The sequence below is a fragment of the Streptomyces globisporus genome, assembly GCF_003501885.1.
GTDB lineage: Bacteria > Actinomycetota > Actinomycetes > Streptomycetales > Streptomycetaceae > Streptomyces > Streptomyces globisporus_D.
On record NZ_QWFA01000125.1, the window covers coordinates 1 to 18,453 of the forward strand.

General features: G+C 69.8%; 11 protein-coding genes and 1 tRNA gene. 1 reads left to right on the forward strand and 11 read right to left on the reverse strand.

The genetic code is table 11. The features are described 5' to 3' along the window. Nucleotides 1-265 precede the first annotated feature (265 nt). The 10 genes from D3105_RS22285 to D3105_RS22330 all read right to left on the reverse strand — a co-directional run bounded on the left by D3105_RS22285 (nucleotide 266) and on the right by D3105_RS22330 (nucleotide 15,162). Nucleotides 266-457, reverse strand: a complete 192-nt coding sequence (locus tag D3105_RS22285) for a CsbD family protein (RefSeq protein ID WP_118904842.1) — start codon at nucleotides 455-457, stop codon at nucleotides 266-268. 64 nt (nucleotides 458-521) lie between these two features. Next, nucleotides 522-992: a Dps family protein gene (locus D3105_RS22290; RefSeq protein ID WP_118904843.1), complete on the reverse strand. Its 471-nt coding sequence runs from the start codon at nucleotides 990-992 to the stop codon at nucleotides 522-524. 197 nt (nucleotides 993-1,189) lie between these two features. Continuing rightward, nucleotides 1,190-1,573 carry a helix-turn-helix domain-containing protein gene (locus D3105_RS22295; RefSeq protein WP_003965837.1) on the reverse strand — a complete coding sequence of 128 codons (384 nt, stop codon included), beginning with the start codon at nucleotides 1,571-1,573 and terminating at the stop codon, nucleotides 1,190-1,192. A 109-nt stretch (nucleotides 1,574-1,682) separates the two neighbouring features. After that, complete coding sequence (locus D3105_RS22300; RefSeq protein ID WP_118904844.1) at nucleotides 1,683-2,192, reverse strand: CinA family protein; 510 nt, start codon at nucleotides 2,190-2,192, stop codon at nucleotides 1,683-1,685. Then, on the reverse strand, nucleotides 2,189-3,067 hold the full coding sequence (gene pgsA / locus D3105_RS22305; RefSeq protein ID WP_118904845.1) for a CDP-diacylglycerol--glycerol-3-phosphate 3-phosphatidyltransferase: 879 nt from the start codon (nucleotides 3,065-3,067) through the stop codon (nucleotides 2,189-2,191). Before pgsA ends, D3105_RS22300 begins: the two co-directional genes overlap by 4 nt. Next, complete coding sequence (gene rimO, locus D3105_RS22310; RefSeq protein WP_088575242.1) at nucleotides 3,064-4,545, reverse strand: 30S ribosomal protein S12 methylthiotransferase RimO; 1,482 nt, start codon at nucleotides 4,543-4,545, stop codon at nucleotides 3,064-3,066. The genes pgsA and rimO overlap by 4 nt, the downstream gene beginning before the upstream one ends. A 165-nt stretch (nucleotides 4,546-4,710) precedes the next feature. After that, complete coding sequence (locus tag D3105_RS22315; protein WP_118904846.1) at nucleotides 4,711-5,511, reverse strand: helix-turn-helix domain-containing protein; 801 nt, start codon at nucleotides 5,509-5,511, stop codon at nucleotides 4,711-4,713. 312 nt (nucleotides 5,512-5,823) lie between these two features. Then, entirely contained in the window at nucleotides 5,824-8,658 is a 2,835-nt protein-coding gene (locus D3105_RS22320) for a DNA translocase FtsK (RefSeq protein WP_206272841.1), read from the reverse strand. Between the two features lie 116 nt (nucleotides 8,659-8,774). Beyond that, nucleotides 8,775-9,458: a response regulator gene (locus D3105_RS22325; protein ID WP_006128007.1), complete on the reverse strand. Its 684-nt coding sequence runs from the start codon at nucleotides 9,456-9,458 to the stop codon at nucleotides 8,775-8,777. A gap of 244 nt (nucleotides 9,459-9,702) precedes the next feature. Further along, a complete protein-coding gene (locus D3105_RS22330) occupies nucleotides 9,703-15,162 on the reverse strand; it encodes a HAMP domain-containing protein (protein WP_118904848.1) in 5,460 nt (1,819 codons plus the stop codon). Between the two features lie 401 nt (nucleotides 15,163-15,563). Here D3105_RS22330 and D3105_RS22335 point away from each other — a divergent pair, with 401 nt between their 5' ends. Further along, nucleotides 15,564-18,191 (forward strand): SpoIIE family protein phosphatase, encoded by a 2,628-nt coding sequence (locus D3105_RS22335; RefSeq protein WP_118904849.1) that lies wholly within the window; start codon nucleotides 15,564-15,566, stop codon nucleotides 18,189-18,191. 69 nt (nucleotides 18,192-18,260) lie between these two features. On the opposite strand, the gene D3105_RS22340 is transcribed toward D3105_RS22335, so the two are convergent. Next, nucleotides 18,261-18,333 (reverse strand) — tRNA-Thr (locus D3105_RS22340). Nucleotides 18,334-18,453 lie beyond the last annotated feature (120 nt).

The window sequence follows — 18,453 nt, forward strand, 5'->3', positions numbered from 1 at the left end:
GCCGCCACCGCACCCTCCACCAGCCCCGCCTGGTCCGGCCGCAGCACCAGCCGGAGCACCGCCCACCACCACAGCCCACCGAAGACCAGCGCCGGCATCCATCGCCGTATCATCGCTGCCTCCTGCGGCCGGGGTCCTTTTCGGCAGTTTCCCCTGGCAGCGACGGCAGTGCATCCAGAACGTCCGACCGAGGAGCCACCCACACAGGAGTGCCCCCGCCGAAACGGCGGGGGCACCAAAACCCTGGGCGGCCTGAGCCGCGGGACTACTTGTCGTCGTCCCGGCCGAGGGAGTCCTTGACGCCCTTGGCGCGCTCACCGAGCCCGTCGGTTGCGTCCTTGGCTCCGCCCTTGGCCTGGTCGGCCTTGCCCTCGGCCTCCTTGCGGCGGTCGCCGGTGAGCTTGCCGACCGCTTCCTTGCCCTTGCCCTTCAGCTTGTCCATGGCTCCGTCGCTCATGATGTCGCTCCTTCGATCGTCAGACGTGTCACGTCGTTGTCGCCGGTCGTCCGGCGGCCGCCGGTCAGGCGCTTTCGGCCTGGAACATCCAGGCGTGCTTCTCGAGCTCCGCCGTCAGCGCGATCAGCAGGTCCTGGGTCACGGGGTCCGGCTCGTCGGTGGCCTCGATGCGCTCCCGCATCCGGCCGATGACCACGCCGAGCGCGTCGACCAGGATCCTCACCGCGTCGGTGTCCTTGATCCAGCCCTCGGGCACGGACGCGATGGCCGTCTCCTTGGCCACGGTGCCGGCGCGGCCGTCCGGGTTGACCCCGACCGCCGAGGCGCGCTCGGCCACCGTGTCGGAGTGCTGCCGGGCCGTGGTGACGACGTCGTCGAGCTGAAGGTGCACGGAGCGGAAGCGCGGACCGACCACGTTCCAGTGGACCTGCTTGGCGACGAGGGAGAGGTCGACGAGGTCGACCAGAGCGCCTTGCAGCGCCGTTCCCACGACCTTGAGGTCGCCCTCGGACAACGTGCTCTTGACCACAGACATGTGCGCTACTCCCATCCGTCAGCTTTCACTGACCGTCTCGGTGCATCACCCACGATGGCACATTTGAACCAAAACGGTCATGCGGGCCTTGTCCTCCGTGTGCCCACTGACTCCCGGCTCACACACCCCACGCAAAAGTCCCGGCCGACCCCGGTGGGGGCCGACCGGGACTCCGGTCGAACTCAGTGCCGCGCGGATCAGGCGGCGACGACGTCCACCGCTTCCGCGGGCGCCTTGATGGTCACGCGTCCCGACGGCACACCTGCCACCGACGAGACGGAGACGGAATTGAGCATGGGACGAACCGGTACTGGGACCGGATCACTGGCAGCTGCCGACTCGGCCAGCTCCGCGAGCGAGAGCTCGTCGCTCACCTCTCGCATGAGCTCGGACATCCGTACGTCAAGCGCGTCGCAAATCGCGGAGAGCAGCTCGGAGGATGCCTCCTTCTGCCCCCGCTCCACCTCGGAGAGATAACCGAGCGAGACCCGGGCGGACGAGGAGACTTCGCGCAGAGTACGGCCTTGGCGCTGGCGCTGCCGACGCAGCACGTCACCCAGCAGGCGACGGAGCAGAATCATCGGTGGCTCCCTCCTCGGACCGCGTAGCCGCATCCTTCACGCCCTACCGTACCGCCTTGTGCTGCGGCCGTGCGGGGAGCGATGTCGTGTTCACTCAGGGCTGCAAACATCAATTCCCCCCGTGTTGTTCCGTATCCTGTGCCCGCGCATTCCCACCGAGTTCGCTCGCGAGCAGTTCGAGGACGCTTCGCACACTCTCACTACGGATATCCGCCCTCTCACCATTCAACCGCAGAGCCGTCACTTTCTCGACGCCGGAGGGTCCTGCGACGGCCACGTAGACGGTGCCGACGGGCTGCCCGTCCTGGGGTTCCGGTCCCGCGACGCCCGTGGTGGAAACACCCCAGTCCGCGTCGAGCGCCCGGCGCACACCGGCCGCCATCTGCAACGCGACCTCGGGGTCCACCGCGCCGCGCTCCTCCAGAAGGGTCGCGTCGACGCCCAGGAGGTGCCGCTTCAGAGGGGTGGCGTAGGCCGTCACCGAGCCTTTGAAGGACCGCGAGGCTCCGGGTACGGAGGTCAGGTCGGCGGCGACCAGGCCGCCAGTCAGCGATTCCGCGACGGCGAGCGTCTCGCCCCGCGCCCCGAGAAGCCGGAGCACCCGGGCAGCGGCTGTCACCGCTCGGCCTCCGCGGCGTCGCGTGCCCCGGCCGTACCGCGTGGACCCGTCCCACCACCGCGTACGTCGGTGACACCACCGCGTACGTCTGTCACACCGGCCACGGCGCCGGCGGTGGAACCCGCGCCGACCGCCCCGTCGGCCGTGCCGCCGACTACGCCACCGACCGTGGCCCCGGCCGCGGCCTGCAGGGCCTCCGTGGCCTCCGCCGCCCGCTCGACCGCGGCGGCGCGCTCCGCCGCGAGGCCCTTGCGGCGCAGGACGACGGCCTGGCGTACGTAATCGAGTCCGGTGACGACCGTCAGCACGACGGCGACCATCATCATCCAGAAGCGCAAGGTCGCCAGGGGTCCGGTGAGCGCCAGGACGTACATCCCGACCGCAGTCCCCTGCGCGAGCGTCTTCAGCTTGCCGCCCCGGCTGGCCGGGATCACGGCATGGCGGATCACCCAGAACCGCATCAGCGTGATGCCCAGCTCACGCGCGATGATCACACCGGTGATCCACCAGGGCAGATCGCCGAGGACGGAGAGCGAGACCAGCGCCGCGCCCATGATCGCCTTGTCGGCGATCGGGTCGGCGATCTTCCCGAAGTCCGTGACCAGGTTGTACGTCCGCGCCAGATGGCCGTCGAACAGGTCGGTGATCATGGCGATGGCGAAGGCCGCCCAGGCGAAGGAGCGCCAGGCCGGGTCGTAGCCGCCGTTGTGGAACAGCAGCAGGACGAAGCCGGGCACGAGCAGCAGTCGCACCATGGTCAGGATGTTGGCGATGTTCCACAGGCTGGCCTGATTGACGGCCGCAGTCCCCAGCTTGCCGCCGCGGACCGGCTTCGCGCCGGAGCCGCCTGCCGCGGATGCCGGGACTCCCGTCATCTGGCTGCCTCCGCAAGCTCGTGGTGTTCGGCCACCAGGTCGACGCCCTCGGTGCCCACTGCCTTTGCCTCGACCATACGGCCCGGCACGAGTCCCTCGCGTGTGGTGAAGACCACCTGGCCGTCCGTTTCGGGGGCCTGATGGGCCGCGCGCCCGATCGCGACCTCGCCGTCGTCCTCGGACTCGATGGACTCCACGAGCACCTGGAGGGTCTCGCCGACGCGCTCCTCGGCCCGCTGCGAGGTCAGCTCCTCGGCCAGCTGGGAGATGTGGGCGAGGCGCTCCGCGATGACGTCGGCGTCCAGCTTGTTCTCGTAGCCGACCGCCTCGGTGCCCTCCTCGTCGGAGTAGCCGAAGACGCCGATCGCGTCCAGGCGGGCGCCGGTGAGGAAGCGTTCCAGCTCGGCGAGGTCCGCCTCGGTCTCGCCGGGGAAGCCGACGATGAAGTTGGAGCGGGCGCCGGCCTGGGGCGCCTTGCTCCGGATGGTGTCCAGGAGCTCCAGGAAGCGGTCGGTGTCGCCGAAGCGGCGCATCGTGCGCAGCACACTCGGGGAGGAGTGCTGGAAGGAGAGGTCGAAGTACGGGGCGACCTTCGGCGTCGAGGTGAGGACGTCGATGAGGCCGGGGCGCATCTCGGCGGGCTGGAGGTAGCTGACGCGGATGCGCTCGATGCCGTCCACGTCGGCCAGCTCGGGCAGCAGGGTCTCCAGGAGGCGGATGTCGCCGAGGTCCTTGCCGTAGGAGGTGTTGTTCTCGGAGACGAGCATGACCTCCTTGACGCCCTGTTCGGCCAGCCAGCGGGTCTCCTGGAGCACGTCCGAGGGCCGCCGCGAGATGAAGGAACCGCGGAAGGAGGGGATGGCGCAGAAGGAGCAGCGGCGGTCGCAGCCGGAGGCGAGCTTGACCGAGGCGACGGGGCTGGTGCCGAGCCGGCGGCGCAGCGGTGCCCGCGGTCCGGAGACCGGGGCGACGCCTTCGGGGAGGTCCTCGGGGGCCGGGGCGGGCGTCTCCTGGGCGTGGCCGGGCAGTGCCACGGCGGCGTCCTGCCGCTCGGCGGGGCTGATCGGCAGCAGCTTGCGGCGGTCGCGCGGGGTGTGCGAGGCGTGGATGCCGCCATTGAGGATGGTCTGGAGCCGGTCGGAGATGTCGGCGTAGTCGTCGAATCCGAGGACGCCGTCCGCCTCCGGCAGGGCCTCGGCGAGGTCCTTGCCGTAGCGCTCGGCCATGCAGCCGACGGCGACGACGGCCTGGGTGCGGCCGTGGTCCTTCAGATCGTTGGCTTCGAGCAGGGCGTCGACGGAGTCCTTCTTGGCGGCTTCGACGAACCCACAGGTGTTGACGACTGCGACATCCGCGTCCGAGGCGTCCTCGACGAGGTCCCAGCCGTCCGCTGCCAAGCGGCCTGCAAGCTCCTCCGAGTCCACCTCGTTACGGGCGCAGCCAAGAGTGACAAGGGCGACGGTACGGCGTTCGGGCATGGACTCAAGACTACTTTGTCCCGGCGACCGCCCTGCCGTGCAGGGTTGCCTGCCCTTGTCGCTGCTACTCCCCGTAGCAACCGGACGGGGCGGGGAACGCCGACGGGCGCCCGGCGCGAGGCCGGGCGCCCGTCGGGACGCGGCAGGGGAATCGAGGGCGGCGGGTCAGCCGGCCTCGGGGTCACCCTTGGTGTAGGAGAGCCGTTCGACCTGGCCGGGACCGAAGCGGTCCTCGACCTGCTTGCCGTTGACGAAGAGGTCGATCGCCCCGGCATTGCCCAGGACGAGGTCGATGCGCTCCTTGTCCTGGAAGGTCTTGGACTCGCCCTGGAGCAGCAGCCCGTCGAAGAGCCGCCGTCCGTTGTGGTCCTTGACCGAGACCCAGCTCTTGTCCCGGTCCGCGCTGAGCTTGACCGTCACCTTGTCCCGGGGGGCGGCGGCGATGGCGCTCTCGGAGGGCACGGGCTTCGGGTCGGAGGGCTTGGTGGTGGTGGGCTTGGCCGCGGTCTTGTCGGGCTTGGAGCCCTCCGCGAGCTGGGAGGTGCTGGAGGGTTCGTCCTCGCCGCTGAAGAGCGTGAAGCCGACGAACCCGACGACGGCGACGATGGCCGCGACCATGGCAGCGGTCCAGTTGGGCCGCCGGGGTTCGGAGCGGATGCGTTCCGCTTCGAACAGCGGCGCCGCGGGGGTCGGGGCGGGACGGCCGCCGTGATCGGCGTCGTACTCCTCGACCAGCGGTTCCGGATCGAGACCGACGGCACGGGCGAGCGTGCGGATGTGGCCGCGGGCGTAGACGTCGCCGCCGCAGCGGGAGAAGTCGTCCTGCTCGATCGCGTGCACGATGGGGATGCGCACCCGGGTGGAGCTGCTGACTTCCTCGACCGTCAGACCTGCGGCGATGCGAGCCTGCTGAAGGGCACGACCGATCGAAGGCCGGTCGTCTTCGGGGGAGTTGCCGATGGACACGGGGGCGCCTTTCGAGCGTGAGCCACCTGCTGGATGTTCAGTCTAGGGGGGGTGCGAAAGGGTGGGGCAACCGGGAGGGACGACTTTGTACGCCATCGGGTTCGCCGGACGTCCGCGCCTCCGGCTCCGGTGCGGAGCGGGGGCGAAGGACAGCCCCGATCGAGGACTGGGCAACCTGTAGTGGGCCGAACGGGGGTGGGAGGGTGGTGACGGTGCGAGCTGCGGGGAGGAGCACGGTTCCGTCCCTCCCTTCAACTGGACGTACGACCGTACGAAACGGTTGCCCACAAAACCTTTACGGAGCGGATTCCGTTATGGAGCGGATTCCCCGCGGATGACGGCCAACACCCCGTCGAGCTCGTCGGGTTTCACGAGGACGTCCCGCGCCTTGGATCCCTCGCTGGGTCCGACGATGGAGCGGGACTCCATCAGGTCCATCAGCCGGCCCGCCTTGGCGAAGCCGACCCGCAGCTTGCGCTGGAGCATCGAGGTCGATCCGAACTGGGTGGAGACGACCAGCTCGGCGGCCTGGCAGAGCAGGTCCAGGTCGTCGCCGATGTCCTCGTCGATCTCCTTCTTCTGCTTCGTACCGACGACGACGTCGTCCCGGAAGACCGGGGCCATCTGGTCCTTGCAGTGCTGGACGACGGCGGCGACCTCGTCCTCGGTGACGAAGGCGCCCTGCATGCGGGTGGGTTTGTTGGCGCCCATCGGGAGGAAGAGCCCGTCGCCCTTGCCGATGAGCTTCTCGGCGCCGGGCTGGTCGAGGATGACGCGGCTGTCGGCGAGCGACGAGGTGGCGAAGGCGAGCCGGGAGGGCACGTTCGCCTTGATCAGGCCGGTCACCACGTCGACCGAGGGCCGCTGGGTGGCGAGCACCAGGTGGATGCCCGCCGCGCGGGCGAGCTGGGTGATGCGGACGATCGAATCCTCGACGTCGCGCGGGGCGACCATCATCAGGTCGGCCAGCTCGTCGACGATCACCAGCAGATACGGGTACGGGGACAGCTCGCGCTCGCTGCCCTCGGGCGCCTTGCACTTGCCGTTGCGCACCGCGTGGTTGAAGTCGTCGATGTGCCGGTAGCCGAAGTTGGCGAGGTCGTCGTAGCGCAGGTCCATCTCGCGCACGACCCACTGAAGCGCCTCGGCGGCCTTCTTGGGGTTGGTGATGATCGGGGTGATCAGGTGCGGGATGCCCTCGTACGCGGTGAGCTCGACGCGCTTGGGGTCGACGAGGACCATCCGCACGTCGTCCGGGGTGGCCCGCACCATGATCGAGGTGATCAGACAGTTGATGCAGGACGACTTGCCGGATCCGGTGGCGCCGGCGACCAGGACGTGCGGCATCTTGGCGAGGTTGGCCATCTCGTAGCCGCCCTCGACGTTCTTGCCGAGCGCCACGAGCATCGGGTGGTCGTCCTCGGCGGCGTCCGCGAGGCGCAGCACATCACCGAGGTTGACCATCTCGCGGTCGGAGTTGGGGATCTCGATGCCGACGGCCGACTTGCCCGGGATCGGCGAGATGATCCGTACGTCCGGGCTGGCCACGGCGTACGCGATGTTCTTGGCCAGGGCCGTGATCTTCTCGACCTTCACGGCGGGGCCGAGCTCGATCTCGTAACGGGTGACCGTCGGGCCCCGGGTGAAGCCGGTGACCGCGGCGTCGACCTTGAACTCGGAGAAGACGTTGGTCAGCGAGGCCACGACCGCGTCGTTGGCGGCGCTGCGAGTCTTGCCCGGTCCGCCGCGCTCCAGCAGGTCGAGCGAGGGCAGCGAGTACGTGATGTCGCCGGACAGCTGGAGCTGTTCGGCACGGGCGGGCAGGCCCTCGGAGCGCTCCGGTGCGGGCTTGGTGAGATCGGGTACGGCGCCGGACCGGTCGGAGGCGGCACCGGAAGGGTCACCGCCAGTCGCGTCGTCGCCGCCCTCGGGCGCGGGCGAGGACTTCCGGACTCCGGGCTTCGGGCGCTCCTCCCCCTCGGCCTCCCGGGCCCCGGGCACGGGCGTCCCGGTACGCTCCCGGTCCGCGGAGACGCCCTGGGTCAGATCGGCGACGACCGGCGAGGGCGGCATGCCGTTGAGCACGGCCCCGTCGAGCGCGGCAGCGGCGGCGGCAGCGACGTCCACCGCGTCCAGCGGCCGGTTCATCGCGGGCTGTGCGGAGGGCCTGCGGGTCCTGCGACGCTTGGTGAGCGCCTCCTCCTCGGCCTGGTCGTGGCCGTGGACCGGGTCCGCGTCCGTACGCCGTGTGCCGCGCCGGCGGGTCCGCTCGGGCAGCGCCTCACGCCACTGTTCGTCGTAGCGCTCGTCGTCGTCCTCGTACCCCTCGATCTCCTCGGGGGTGGGTTCGACGATGCCGAGGCGGACGCCGAGCTGACGCAGCCGCCGCGGAATGGCGTTGACGGGGGTGGCGGTGACGACGAGGAGCCCGAACACGGTCAGCAGCACCAGCAGCGGTACGGCGAGCACCTCGCCCATCATGAAGATCAGCGGCTTCGACGTGGCCCAGCCGACCAGCCCGCCCGCGTCCTGCATGGCCTCGGTGCCCGCGTCCCGGCCCGGCGCCCCGCAGGCGATGTGGACCTGGCCGAGGACCCCGATGACCAGCGCGGACAGCCCGATGACGATACGGCCGTTGGCCTCGGGCCGCTCCGGATACAGGATGAGCCGCACCGCCATCGCGCCCAGCAGTATCGGCGCGAGCAGATCGAGCCGGCCGAAGGCGCCGGTCACCAGCATCTCGACCAGGTCGCCGACCGGTCCCTGGAGATTGGACCAGGTGCCCGCGGCGACGATCAGCGCCAGGCCGAGCAGCAGCAGGGCGAGCCCGTCCTTGCGGTGGGCGGGGTCAAGTCCCTTGGCGCCACGCCCTATCGAGCGGAACACCGCGCCGACCCCGTGTGCCGTACCGAGCCAGACCGCGCGCACCAGCCGGTAGACGCCCCCGGTGGGTGACGGCGCGGGTTTGGGCGCGGGCTTCCTGGCCGCCGCCTTCTTCGCGGGAGCCTTCTTGGCGGGAGCCGCCGACTTCTTCGGTGCGGTCTTCTTGGCGGGCGCGGCTTTCTTCGCCGGGCCCGGCGTACGGCCGACGCGCTTGGCGGTGCCCGCCGTGCCCTGGGAACCCTTGCCGGACGTACGTGAGGCCATGGTGCCGAGGTTACCGCTGTCGTCGCCCGTGAACACGTTCGCCTAGTGGTTCACCCGTCCGTGTCGCCTCCGGACGGCCGGGAACTGACGCCGCCTCACAGCAGGGGACCGAGAGGTCAGCCCTGTGCGGGCAGGACGCCCGCGCCTCCGCCGGTGCCCGGCTCCAGCGCGTCGAGCGCGCGGCGCAGACCGGTCAGCTTGCGCTCCAGGTGGGCGGCGGTGGCGACCGCGGCCGCGTCCGCGGATTCGTCGTCGAGCTGCTTGGAGAGCGCTTCCGCCTGCTCCTCGACCGCCGCGAGCCGTGCGGAGAGTTCGGCCAGCAGACCGGCCGGCTCCTTCTCGTGCTCGCCGCCCGCGTGGCCGTCACCCTCCAACTGGAGCCGCAGCAGAGCCGCCTGCTCACGGAGCTTGCAGTTCTTCATGTACAGCTCGACGAAGACCGAGACCTTGGCCCGCAGCACCCACGGGTCGAACGGCTTGGAGATGTAGTCCACCGCACCGGCCGCGTACCCGCGGAAGGTGTGGTGCGGACCGTGGTTGATCGCGGTGAGGAAGATGATCGGGATGTCCCGGGTCCGCTCCCGCCGCTTGATGTGGGCGGCGGTCTCGAAACCGTCCATGCCCGGCATCTGGACGTCCAGCAGAATGACCGCGAAGTCGTCCGTGAGCAGCGCTTTGAGCGCCTCCTCCCCTGACGATGCCCGGACCAGTGTCTGATCGAGCGCAGAGAGGATGGCCTCCAGCGCCAGCAGATTCTCCGGCCGGTCATCGACCAGGAGGATCTTGGCCTTCTGCACCATGGCCCGCCCTCCTCGCCCCGGAAATGCACCGGGTGCCGCCCCAGGGGACGACTCCCTTACGCCGTCCGTCCTTGTGCCGGTCATGGTAGCCGCACCCCGCCCGTCACCACACCCTGTCACCGCGATGTCACTGTGCACATACCGCAAACGCGGTGGGAGACCAGAAGGTTCCCCGAATGCAGCGCGTTCACACCCGTTCGAGCACAGTCGGTCAACAACTCACGCCAGTTCGTTCAATCCTCGATCACTCTCCGTGCATCCACTGCTCCATCACCGCAAGCAGATGATCAGGATCGACCGGCTTCGTCACATAGTCGGAAGCTCCGCAATCGATCGCCTTCTCCCGGTCGCCCTTCATCGCCTTCGCGGTGAGCGCGACGATCGGCAGCCCGGCGAACTGCGGCATCCGCCGGATCGCGGTCGTCGTCGCGTACCCGTCCATCTCGGGCATCATGATGTCCATCAGCACGACCGTCACATCGTCGTGCTGCTCCAGGACTTCGATGCCCTCACGGCCGTTCTCCGCGTACAGCACGGAGAGCCCGTGCTGCTCCAGCACGCTGGTGAGCGCGAAGACGTTACGGATGTCGTCGTCGACGATGAGCACCTTCTCGCCGCGGAAGCGGAACGTCCGCCGGGGTGCCGGTTCGACCGCCGCGCCCTGCTCCTGCCCCTGGCTCCCGCCCTGGCCGCCCTGCACCCGGTCCTCCTGCTGCGGGGTGCTCTCGGACGTCGTGCGCCCGGCCGGCAGCGCGGGCTTGCGGGCCGCGTCCCCCAGGGCCTTGCGCCGCCTGCGGAACACCCCGGCGGAGTTGGCCGGGTCGCCGTACGGAGCCGACTGACCCTGCGGCGACTGCGCCTGCCCCATCTCGCCCGCGCCGCCCAGCACCTCGGCGGAACCGGAACCCACCGGGGGGTAGCCCTGGGGCGGCAGTTCGGCGCGGTGCAACGGCAGGTACAGGGTGAAGGTCGAGCCCCGTCCGGGCTCGCTCGCCGCATGGATCTCGCCGCCGAGCAGCCGGGCGATCTCCCGGCTGATGGAGAGGCCGAGACCCGTGCCGCCGTACTTCCGGCTCGTCGTGCCGTCCGCCTGCTTGAACGCCTCGAAGATCACCAGCATCTTGCTGGACGCGATCCCGATCCCGGTGTCGGTGACCGAGAACGCGATCAGATCGGCGTCCGCGTCCCGCAGCGAACCCGCCTCCAGCAGATGTTCCCGGATCGCGTTCGGCACATCGGCGCCGGCCGGCCGGATCACCAGCTCCACCGCACCGGTGTCGGTGAACTTCACCGCGTTGGACAGCAGGTTGCGCAGCACCTGGAGCAGCCGCTGCTCGTCGGTGTGCAGCGTCGCGGGCAACTCCGGCGACACCCGTACGGAGAAGTCGAGCCCCTTCTCCGCCGTGAGCGGGCGGAAGGTCGCCTCCACGTAGTCGACCAGCTGGACCAGTGCGATCCGGGTCGGGCTGACGTCCATCTTGCCCGCCTCGACCTTGGAGAGGTCGAGGATGTCGTTGATCAGCTGGAGCAGGTCGGACCCGGCCCCGTGGATCGTCTCGGCGAACTCCACCTGCTTCGGCGAGAGATTGCCCTCGGCGTTGTCCGCCAGCAACTTGGCCAGAATCAGCAGCGAGTTGAGCGGGGTGCGCAGCTCGTGCGACATGTTCGCCAGGAACTCGGACTTGTAGCGCATCGAGACCGCGAGCTGCTCGGCGCGCTCCTCCAGAACCTGCCGCGCCTCCTCGATCTCGGTGTTCTTCACCTCGATGTCGCGGTTCTGCTGGGCCAGCAGCTCGGCCTTCTCCTCCAGTTCGGCGTTGGACGCCTGGAGGGCCTTCTGCCGGTTCTCCAACTCCTGCGAGCGGTCACGCAGCTGCTCGGTCAGCTCCTGCGACTGCTCCAGCAGCTTCTCGGTCTTGGTATTGACGCTGATCGTGTTGACGCTCGTCGCGATCATCTCGGCGAGCTGGTTGAGGAAGTCCCGCTGGATGTGCGTGAACGGCTGGAAGGAGGCCAGCTCGATCACGCCGAGGACCTTGCCCTCGAAGAGCACCGGCAGCACGATCACATGCGCCGGAGGGGCCTCCCCGAGACCGGAGGAGATCTTCAGATACCCCGGCGGCACGTTGTCCACCTGGATCGTCCGCTTCTCCTCGGCCGCCGTCCCGATGAGCGTCTCACCGGGCCGGAACGAGGTCGGCATCGACCCTGCGGAGTAGCCGTAACTCCCCCGCATCCGCAGCTCGTACGAGCCGTCCTCGCCGTTGTCCGGACCGACCTCGTCCGAGTCGCCCGGGGCCATCGCCAGGAAGAACGCACCGTGCTGCGCCGAGACCACCGGCGTCAGCTCGCTCATGATCAGCGAGGCCACGTCGTCCAGGTCGCGGCGGCCCTGCATCAGACCGGAGATCCGGGCGAGGTTGCCCTTCAGCCAGTCCTGCTCCTTGTTGGCGAGGGTCGTGTCGCGGAGGTTCGCGATCATCGTGTTGATGTTGTCCTGGAGGACCTGGATCTCCCCGGCCGCGTCCACATCGATCTTGAGGTTCAGATCGCCGCGGGTCACCGCGGTGGCGACGGCCGCGATGGCGCGCACCTGCCGGGTCAGGTTCCCGGCCATCTCGTTCACCGACTCGGTGAGGTCGCGCCAGGTGCCGTCCACGTCCCGCACCCGCGCCTGACCGCCCAACTGCCCCTCGGTGCCCACCTCGCGGGCCACCCGGGTCACCTGCTCGGCGAACGAGGACAGCTGGTCGACCATCGTGTTGATGGTGTTCTTCAGCTCCTGGATCTCACCGCGCGCGTCGATGTCGATCTTCTTGGTCAGATCGCCCTTGGCGATGGCGGTGGTGACCGTGGCGATCTGCCGCACCTGACCCGTCAGGTTGGAGGCCATCGAGTTCACGGACTCGGTGAGGTCCTTCCACGTACCGGCGACCCCCGGCACCCGGGCCTGGCCGCCCAGTTCGCCTTCCGTACCCACCTCACGGGCCACCCGCGTGACCTCGTCGGCGAACGAGGACAGCGTCGTCACCATCGTGTTGACCGTGTCGGCCAGCTCGGCGACCTCGCCGCGCGCCTCCACGGTGACCTTCTTCGTCAGATCGCCGTTGGCGACCGCGGAGGAGACCCGGGAGATGTTGCGCACCTGGCTGGTCAGGTTGTTGGCCATCAGGTTGACGTTCTCGCTGAGGTCCTTCCAGATGCCGGTCGCCCCGCGCACCCGCGCCTGACCACCGAGGATCCCCTCGGTCCCCACCTCACGGGCCACCCGGGACACCTCGTCGGCGAAGTTCAGCAGCTGGTCGACCATCGTGTTGACGGTCGTGACCAGTTCGAGGATCTCGCCCTTGGCGTCGACGGTGATCTTCTTCGAGAGATCGCCCTTGGCGACCGCGGTGGTGACCTCGGCGATGTTGCGGACCTGGAGGGTCAGGTTGTTCGCCATGCCGTTGACGGACTGCGTGAGGTCCTTCCACGTACCGGACACACCCTGCACCTCGGCCTGGCCGCCGAGGATGCCCTCCGTACCCACCTCACGGGCGACCCGCGTCACCTGCTCCGCGAAGTTGGACAGCTGGTCCACCATCGTGTTGAGGGTGTTCTTCAGCTCCAGGATCTCGCCCCGGGCGTCCACGTCGATCTTCTGCGACAGGTCACCGCGCGCGACCGCCGTGGCGACCTGCGCGATGTTACGGACCTGAGCGGTGAGGTTCCCCGCCATCCCGTTCACCGAATCGGTGAGATCGCGCCACACTCCGGCCACACCGGGCACCTGCGCCTGGCCGCCGAGCCGACCGTCCGTACCCACCTCGCGGGCCACCCTGGTGACCTGGTCGGCGAAGGCGGAGAGCTGGTCGACCATCGTGTTGATGGTGTTCTTCAGCTCCAGGATCTCGCCCCGGGCGTCCACGTCGATCTTCTGCGACAGGTCGCCCCGCGCCACCGCCGTCGTCACCTGAGCGATCTGCCTCACCTGGGAGGTGAGGTTCCCGGCCATGAAGTTGACGGAGTCCGTCAGCTCCTTCCACGTACCCGAGACGCCGTCCACGCGCGCCTGACCGCCGAGGCGGCCCTCGGTGCCCACGTCCCGGGCCATCCGCGTCACCTGGTCGGCGAAGCTGGAGAGCTGCGCCACCATCGTGTTGACGGTGTTCTTCAGCTCCAGCATCTCGCCGGCCACGTCCACGGTGACCTTCTGCGACAGGTCACCGTTGGCGACCGCCGTGGTGACCTGCGCGATGTCCCGGACCTGACCGGTCAGGTTGCGGAACGCGGTGTTCACCGAGTCGGTGAGGTCCTTCCAGGTCCCCGCCGCACCCGGCACCTCCGCCTGGCCACCGAGGCGGCCCTCGACGCCGACCTCCCGGGCCACCCGGGTCACCTCGGAACCGAACGACTGGAGCTGGTCCACCATCGTGTTGACGGTGTTCTTCAGCTCCAGCATCTCGCCGGCCACGTCGACCGTGACCTTCTGCGACATGTCGCCGCTGGCCACCGCGGTCGTCACCTGCGCGATGTCGCGCACCTGCGTGGTGAGGTTCCGGAAGACCGTGTTCACCGAGTCGGTGAGGTCCTTCCACGTCCCGGCGGCACCGGGCACCTGCGCCTGACCGCCGAGGAGCCCCTCGCCACCGACCTCGCTCGCCACGCGGGTCACTTCGTCCGCGAAGGTCCGCAGCGTCTCGGTCATCTGGTTGATCGTCTCGGCGAGCTGCGCGACCTCGCCGCGCGCGCTCACCGTGACCTTCTGCGTCAGGTCACCGCTGGCGACCGCCGTCGTCACCTCCGCGATCCCGCGCACCTGGGAGGTGAGGTTGCCCGCCATCGTGTTGACGGAGTCGGTGAGGTCCTTCCACACACCGGCCACACCCGGCACGGTGGCCTGACCGCCCAGCTCGCCCTCCGTACCCACCTCACGGGCGACGCGCGTCACCTCGGAGGAGAACGAGGACAGCTGGTCGACCATCGTGTTGACGGTGTTCTTCAGCTGGAGCATCTCACCGGCCACATGGACGGTGACCTTCCGCGACAGATCACCCTTGGCGACCGCGGTCGTCACCAGCGCGATGTCCCGCACCTGGGCCGTCAGCCGGTACGCCATGGTGTTCACGGAGTCCGTGAGGTCCTTCCAGGACCCGGACATCCCGCGCACCTGCGCCTGGCCCCCGAGCTTGCCCTCGGTGCCCACCTCGACGGCGACCCGGGTCACCTGCTCGGTGAAGACCGACAGCTGGTCGACCAGGTTGTTGACCGTACGGGCGACCTTCAGGAACTCGCCGCGCAGCGGCCGTACCGTCTCGTCCTGCGTGTGCGAGCGCAGCTCCATCCGCTGCTCCAGATCACCGTCGGCGACCGCCGACAGGACCCGGCCCACCTCGGAGACCGGTCGCGCGAGATCATCGACGAGCTCGTTGGAGGCGTCGATCGCGGCGGCCCAGGAACCCTCACAGGCGCCCGTCTCCAGCCGCTCCGTGAGCTTGCCCTCCCGCCCGACCACCCGACGTACGCGCGCCAGCTCACCGGTGAGGTGGAGATTCCGGTCGGCGACCTCGTTGAAGACCGCCGCGATCTCCGTCATCACGCCGTCGCCCGAGACGGTGAGCCGCCTGCGGAAATTGCCGTCGCGCATCGCCACGAGGCCCGCGAGCAGTCTGTTCAGAGCTGCCGCGTCCACTTCGACGGTGCCATTGCGCTGCTTTTTCACGGACTGTCCGCCTTTTGTACGCGCCTTCGAACCCTGCGCCGCCACGCCAGACTCCACCGTGTCCCTCCCGCAGGGGTTGACCGTTTCACTCGGGCCTATCCGGAAGCTTGCCCAGTTCCACTTTGGCTCACCGCCACAGCACACCGTCAACGGGTGGCCGGGCGGACGTCAAATCGTTGCAACGTACCAGGCCGGAACAGGTCCGCGGGGAACCTGTTCCGGTTGCCCCCCATCCCTTGCACCGGGAGTCCATACTTGTGCGCCCGCGCACCACCACCGGGGCGACTTGTCCCGAACTCGGCCCTCGTGTACCCGGCACGCTTGAGATACGTCTAGCCTGGCAAGCGAATCGAAGCGGCGATAAACGGGCACAGGACTCGGGGAAGCGACGAGACACCAATATGGGGAGTGCTGTGATCACCGCGCGCGCGGCCGCCACCTTCGAACCGGTCGGGCGCTCGGTCGCGACCGCCCGCGCCTTCGTCCGGGACACGCTCCAGGGGTGGGGCTACAACGATGTCGTCGACGACGCCGTCGTCCTCACCAGTGAGCTCGTGACCAACGCCGTCATCCACGCGGGGACGGCGGCGGACGTCCTGTGCCTGCGCACCGAGGAAGGCGTCCGCGTCGAGGTCTCCGACCACTATCCGGAACGCGAGGTGCCGCTCCAGAGCAGCGCCCTCGACTTCGGCAGCCCGGACCGCGAGAACGGCCGCGGTCTGCTGCTCTGCGCCGCTCTGGCCTCCCGCTGGGGCGTCGAGTACTCCCCCACCCGCAAGCACGTCTGGTTTCAGCTGGACCTGCCCGACCGGCCCGTGGGCATCCGCTCCGCCGGCCCGGTCCTGCCCACCTCGCTCCTCCCGGTCACCGACCAGCGGATCCGGGTCGCCGTCGTCCAGATCGACAGCGCCGGCGCGATCAGCGCGTGGAACGACGACGCCGCGTACGTCTTCGGGCACACCGCGGAGCAGGTCACCGGGAAGCAGTTCACCGACTTCGTGGCCTGGCCGCACACCCCCGGCACCAACACCGGTATCGCCGACGCCCTCCAGCTCTCCCGCTGGGAGGGCAGCTACGGCATCCGCGGCGCGGACGGCAGGACCATCGCCGTCTACGCCTCGCACCTGCGGGTCCGCGACACCGACGGCGACCCGTCCACGGTCTGCCTCCTCGTCCGCGACGACGAGCGCGCCGTCCTCCAGACCCCGGTCCGCGCCCCGGTCTCCGACGCCTCCTCCGACAGCCGCACCGCGGACCCGTTCGAGGTCTTCATCGGCTCTCCCGCCCCCGACGACCTGGACGGCCTCCTCCAGCGGACGGTCGAGCGCGCCCGCGACATGCTCGACGCCGACGCCGCGTTCCTCCTCCTGGCCACGGACGACGAGACGGAGCTGGAGGTCCGCGCCACGACGGGCCTCCCCTCGGCCCGCCAGCGCTTCGCCCGGGTCCCCGTAGAAGCCGGAACGGGACGCTACGGCTCAGCCCGCATGCCGGCCGTGCACGAGGACCTGACCGCCGTTCCCGGCGCCGTCCCGCTCCTCACCGACACCGGGATGCGCTCGGTCGTGACGGTCCCGCTCAAGGTCGAGGGCCGGCTCACGGGCTCCCTCGGCGTCGCGGCGGAGGGCGCGGGCCGCTACTCGAACGAGGAGGCCCTGCGCCTCCAGTTCGCCGCCGACCGCATCGCGCTGGCCGTGGAGTCCGCCCGCCTGGGCGAGCTGGAGCGCCTGCGCCGCGGCTCCCTGTCCTTCCTCGTCGAGGCCTCCGACCTGCTGGCCGGCACGCTCGACCGGGACCAGACCCTGGCGCTCATGGCGCAGATGACGGTCCCGACCCTGGCCACCTGGTGCGCCGTCTACACGATCGCCGACCAGTCCTCCGAGCCGTACCTCTCGTACGTGCTCCACGAGGACGAGGACCTCATCGACGGCCTCAAGGCCCTGCTATCGAAGATCGCCCCGCCGGATCCGGTCCCGACCCCGGGCGCCCGCGTCTGGGCAGCCCCTGCGGAGGCGGGGCACAAGGCCGCGCTCAGCACCTCGACCCGCAGCCTGCGGCACGACGCCCCGCTGAGCATGAGCACGGCCACCCGCACGACGCTCGCCACGGCCCAGGCGGTCGGCGGCGAGACGGTGGTTCTTCCGCTGGTCGCCCGTAACCGTGTGATCGGCATGCTGACGCTCGGGAAGCCCTCGGACGACCACTTCCGCCAGGAGATCCTGGAACTGGCCGAGGACCTGTCCCGCCGGGCCGCCCTGGCCCTGGACAACGCCCGCCTGTACTCGGAGCGCATGGCGATCAGCCAGTCCCTCCAGCGCAGCCTGCTGCCCCCGGGCCTCCCCGACGTGCCGAACGTCGAGATCGAGGTCATCTACCGCGCCGCGGGCGAGGGCAACGAGGTCGGCGGCGACTTCTACGACGTCTTCCCGATCCGCGACGGCGCGTACGGCTTCGCCATCGGCGACGTCTGCGGTACGGGCCCCGAGGCGGCCGCCGTCACAGGCCTGGCCCGCCACGCGCTGCGCCTGCTGGCCCGCGAGGGCTTCGGCGGCCCGGCGGTCCTGGAGCGCCTCAACGCGGCGATCCTCGACGAGGGCGCCCGCAGCCGCTTCCTGACCCTGCTCTACGGCGAGCTGTGGCCCCAGGAGGACGGCAGCGCCCTCCTGAAGGTGGTCTGCGCCGGCCACCCGCTGCCGCTGCGCCTGCGCCAGGACGGCTCCGTGGAGTCCGCCGCGGAACCGCAGCCCCTGCTCGGTGTGCTCGACGACCTCGACCTGTACGAGCAGGAGGTCGTCCTCAACCCGGGCGACGTCCTCCTGTGCGTCACGGACGGCGTCACGGAACGCCGCGAGGGAACCCGCATGCTGGGCGATGACGGCCTCGCGGACGTCCTGTCGACGTGTACGGGCCTGACGGCCGGTGCGGTCGCCGCACGCATCCTGCGGGCCGTGGAACGCTTCGCCGCCGAGCCGGCCTCGGACGACATGGCGATCCTGGCCATGCGCGTCCCGGAGCCTCCCCTCGTCTGACTCCCTCCCGCCCGCTCCGCTTCAACGCGAAAGGCCCCTGCCATACGGCGGGGGCCTTTCGTTTTTCCGAGCCCCAATGCGGAATCGAACCGCAGACCTTCTCCTTACCATGGAGACGCTCTACCGACTGAGCTATTGGGGCCTCGTTGCGCTGTGGCAACGAGGTAAACCATACACGGGATCGGGGGATACGCATAATCCCGATCGCCGGGCCGGGAGGGGCGGGCAGGCCGCCGGTGCGGGCCTGTTGGTCCGGGCCCGG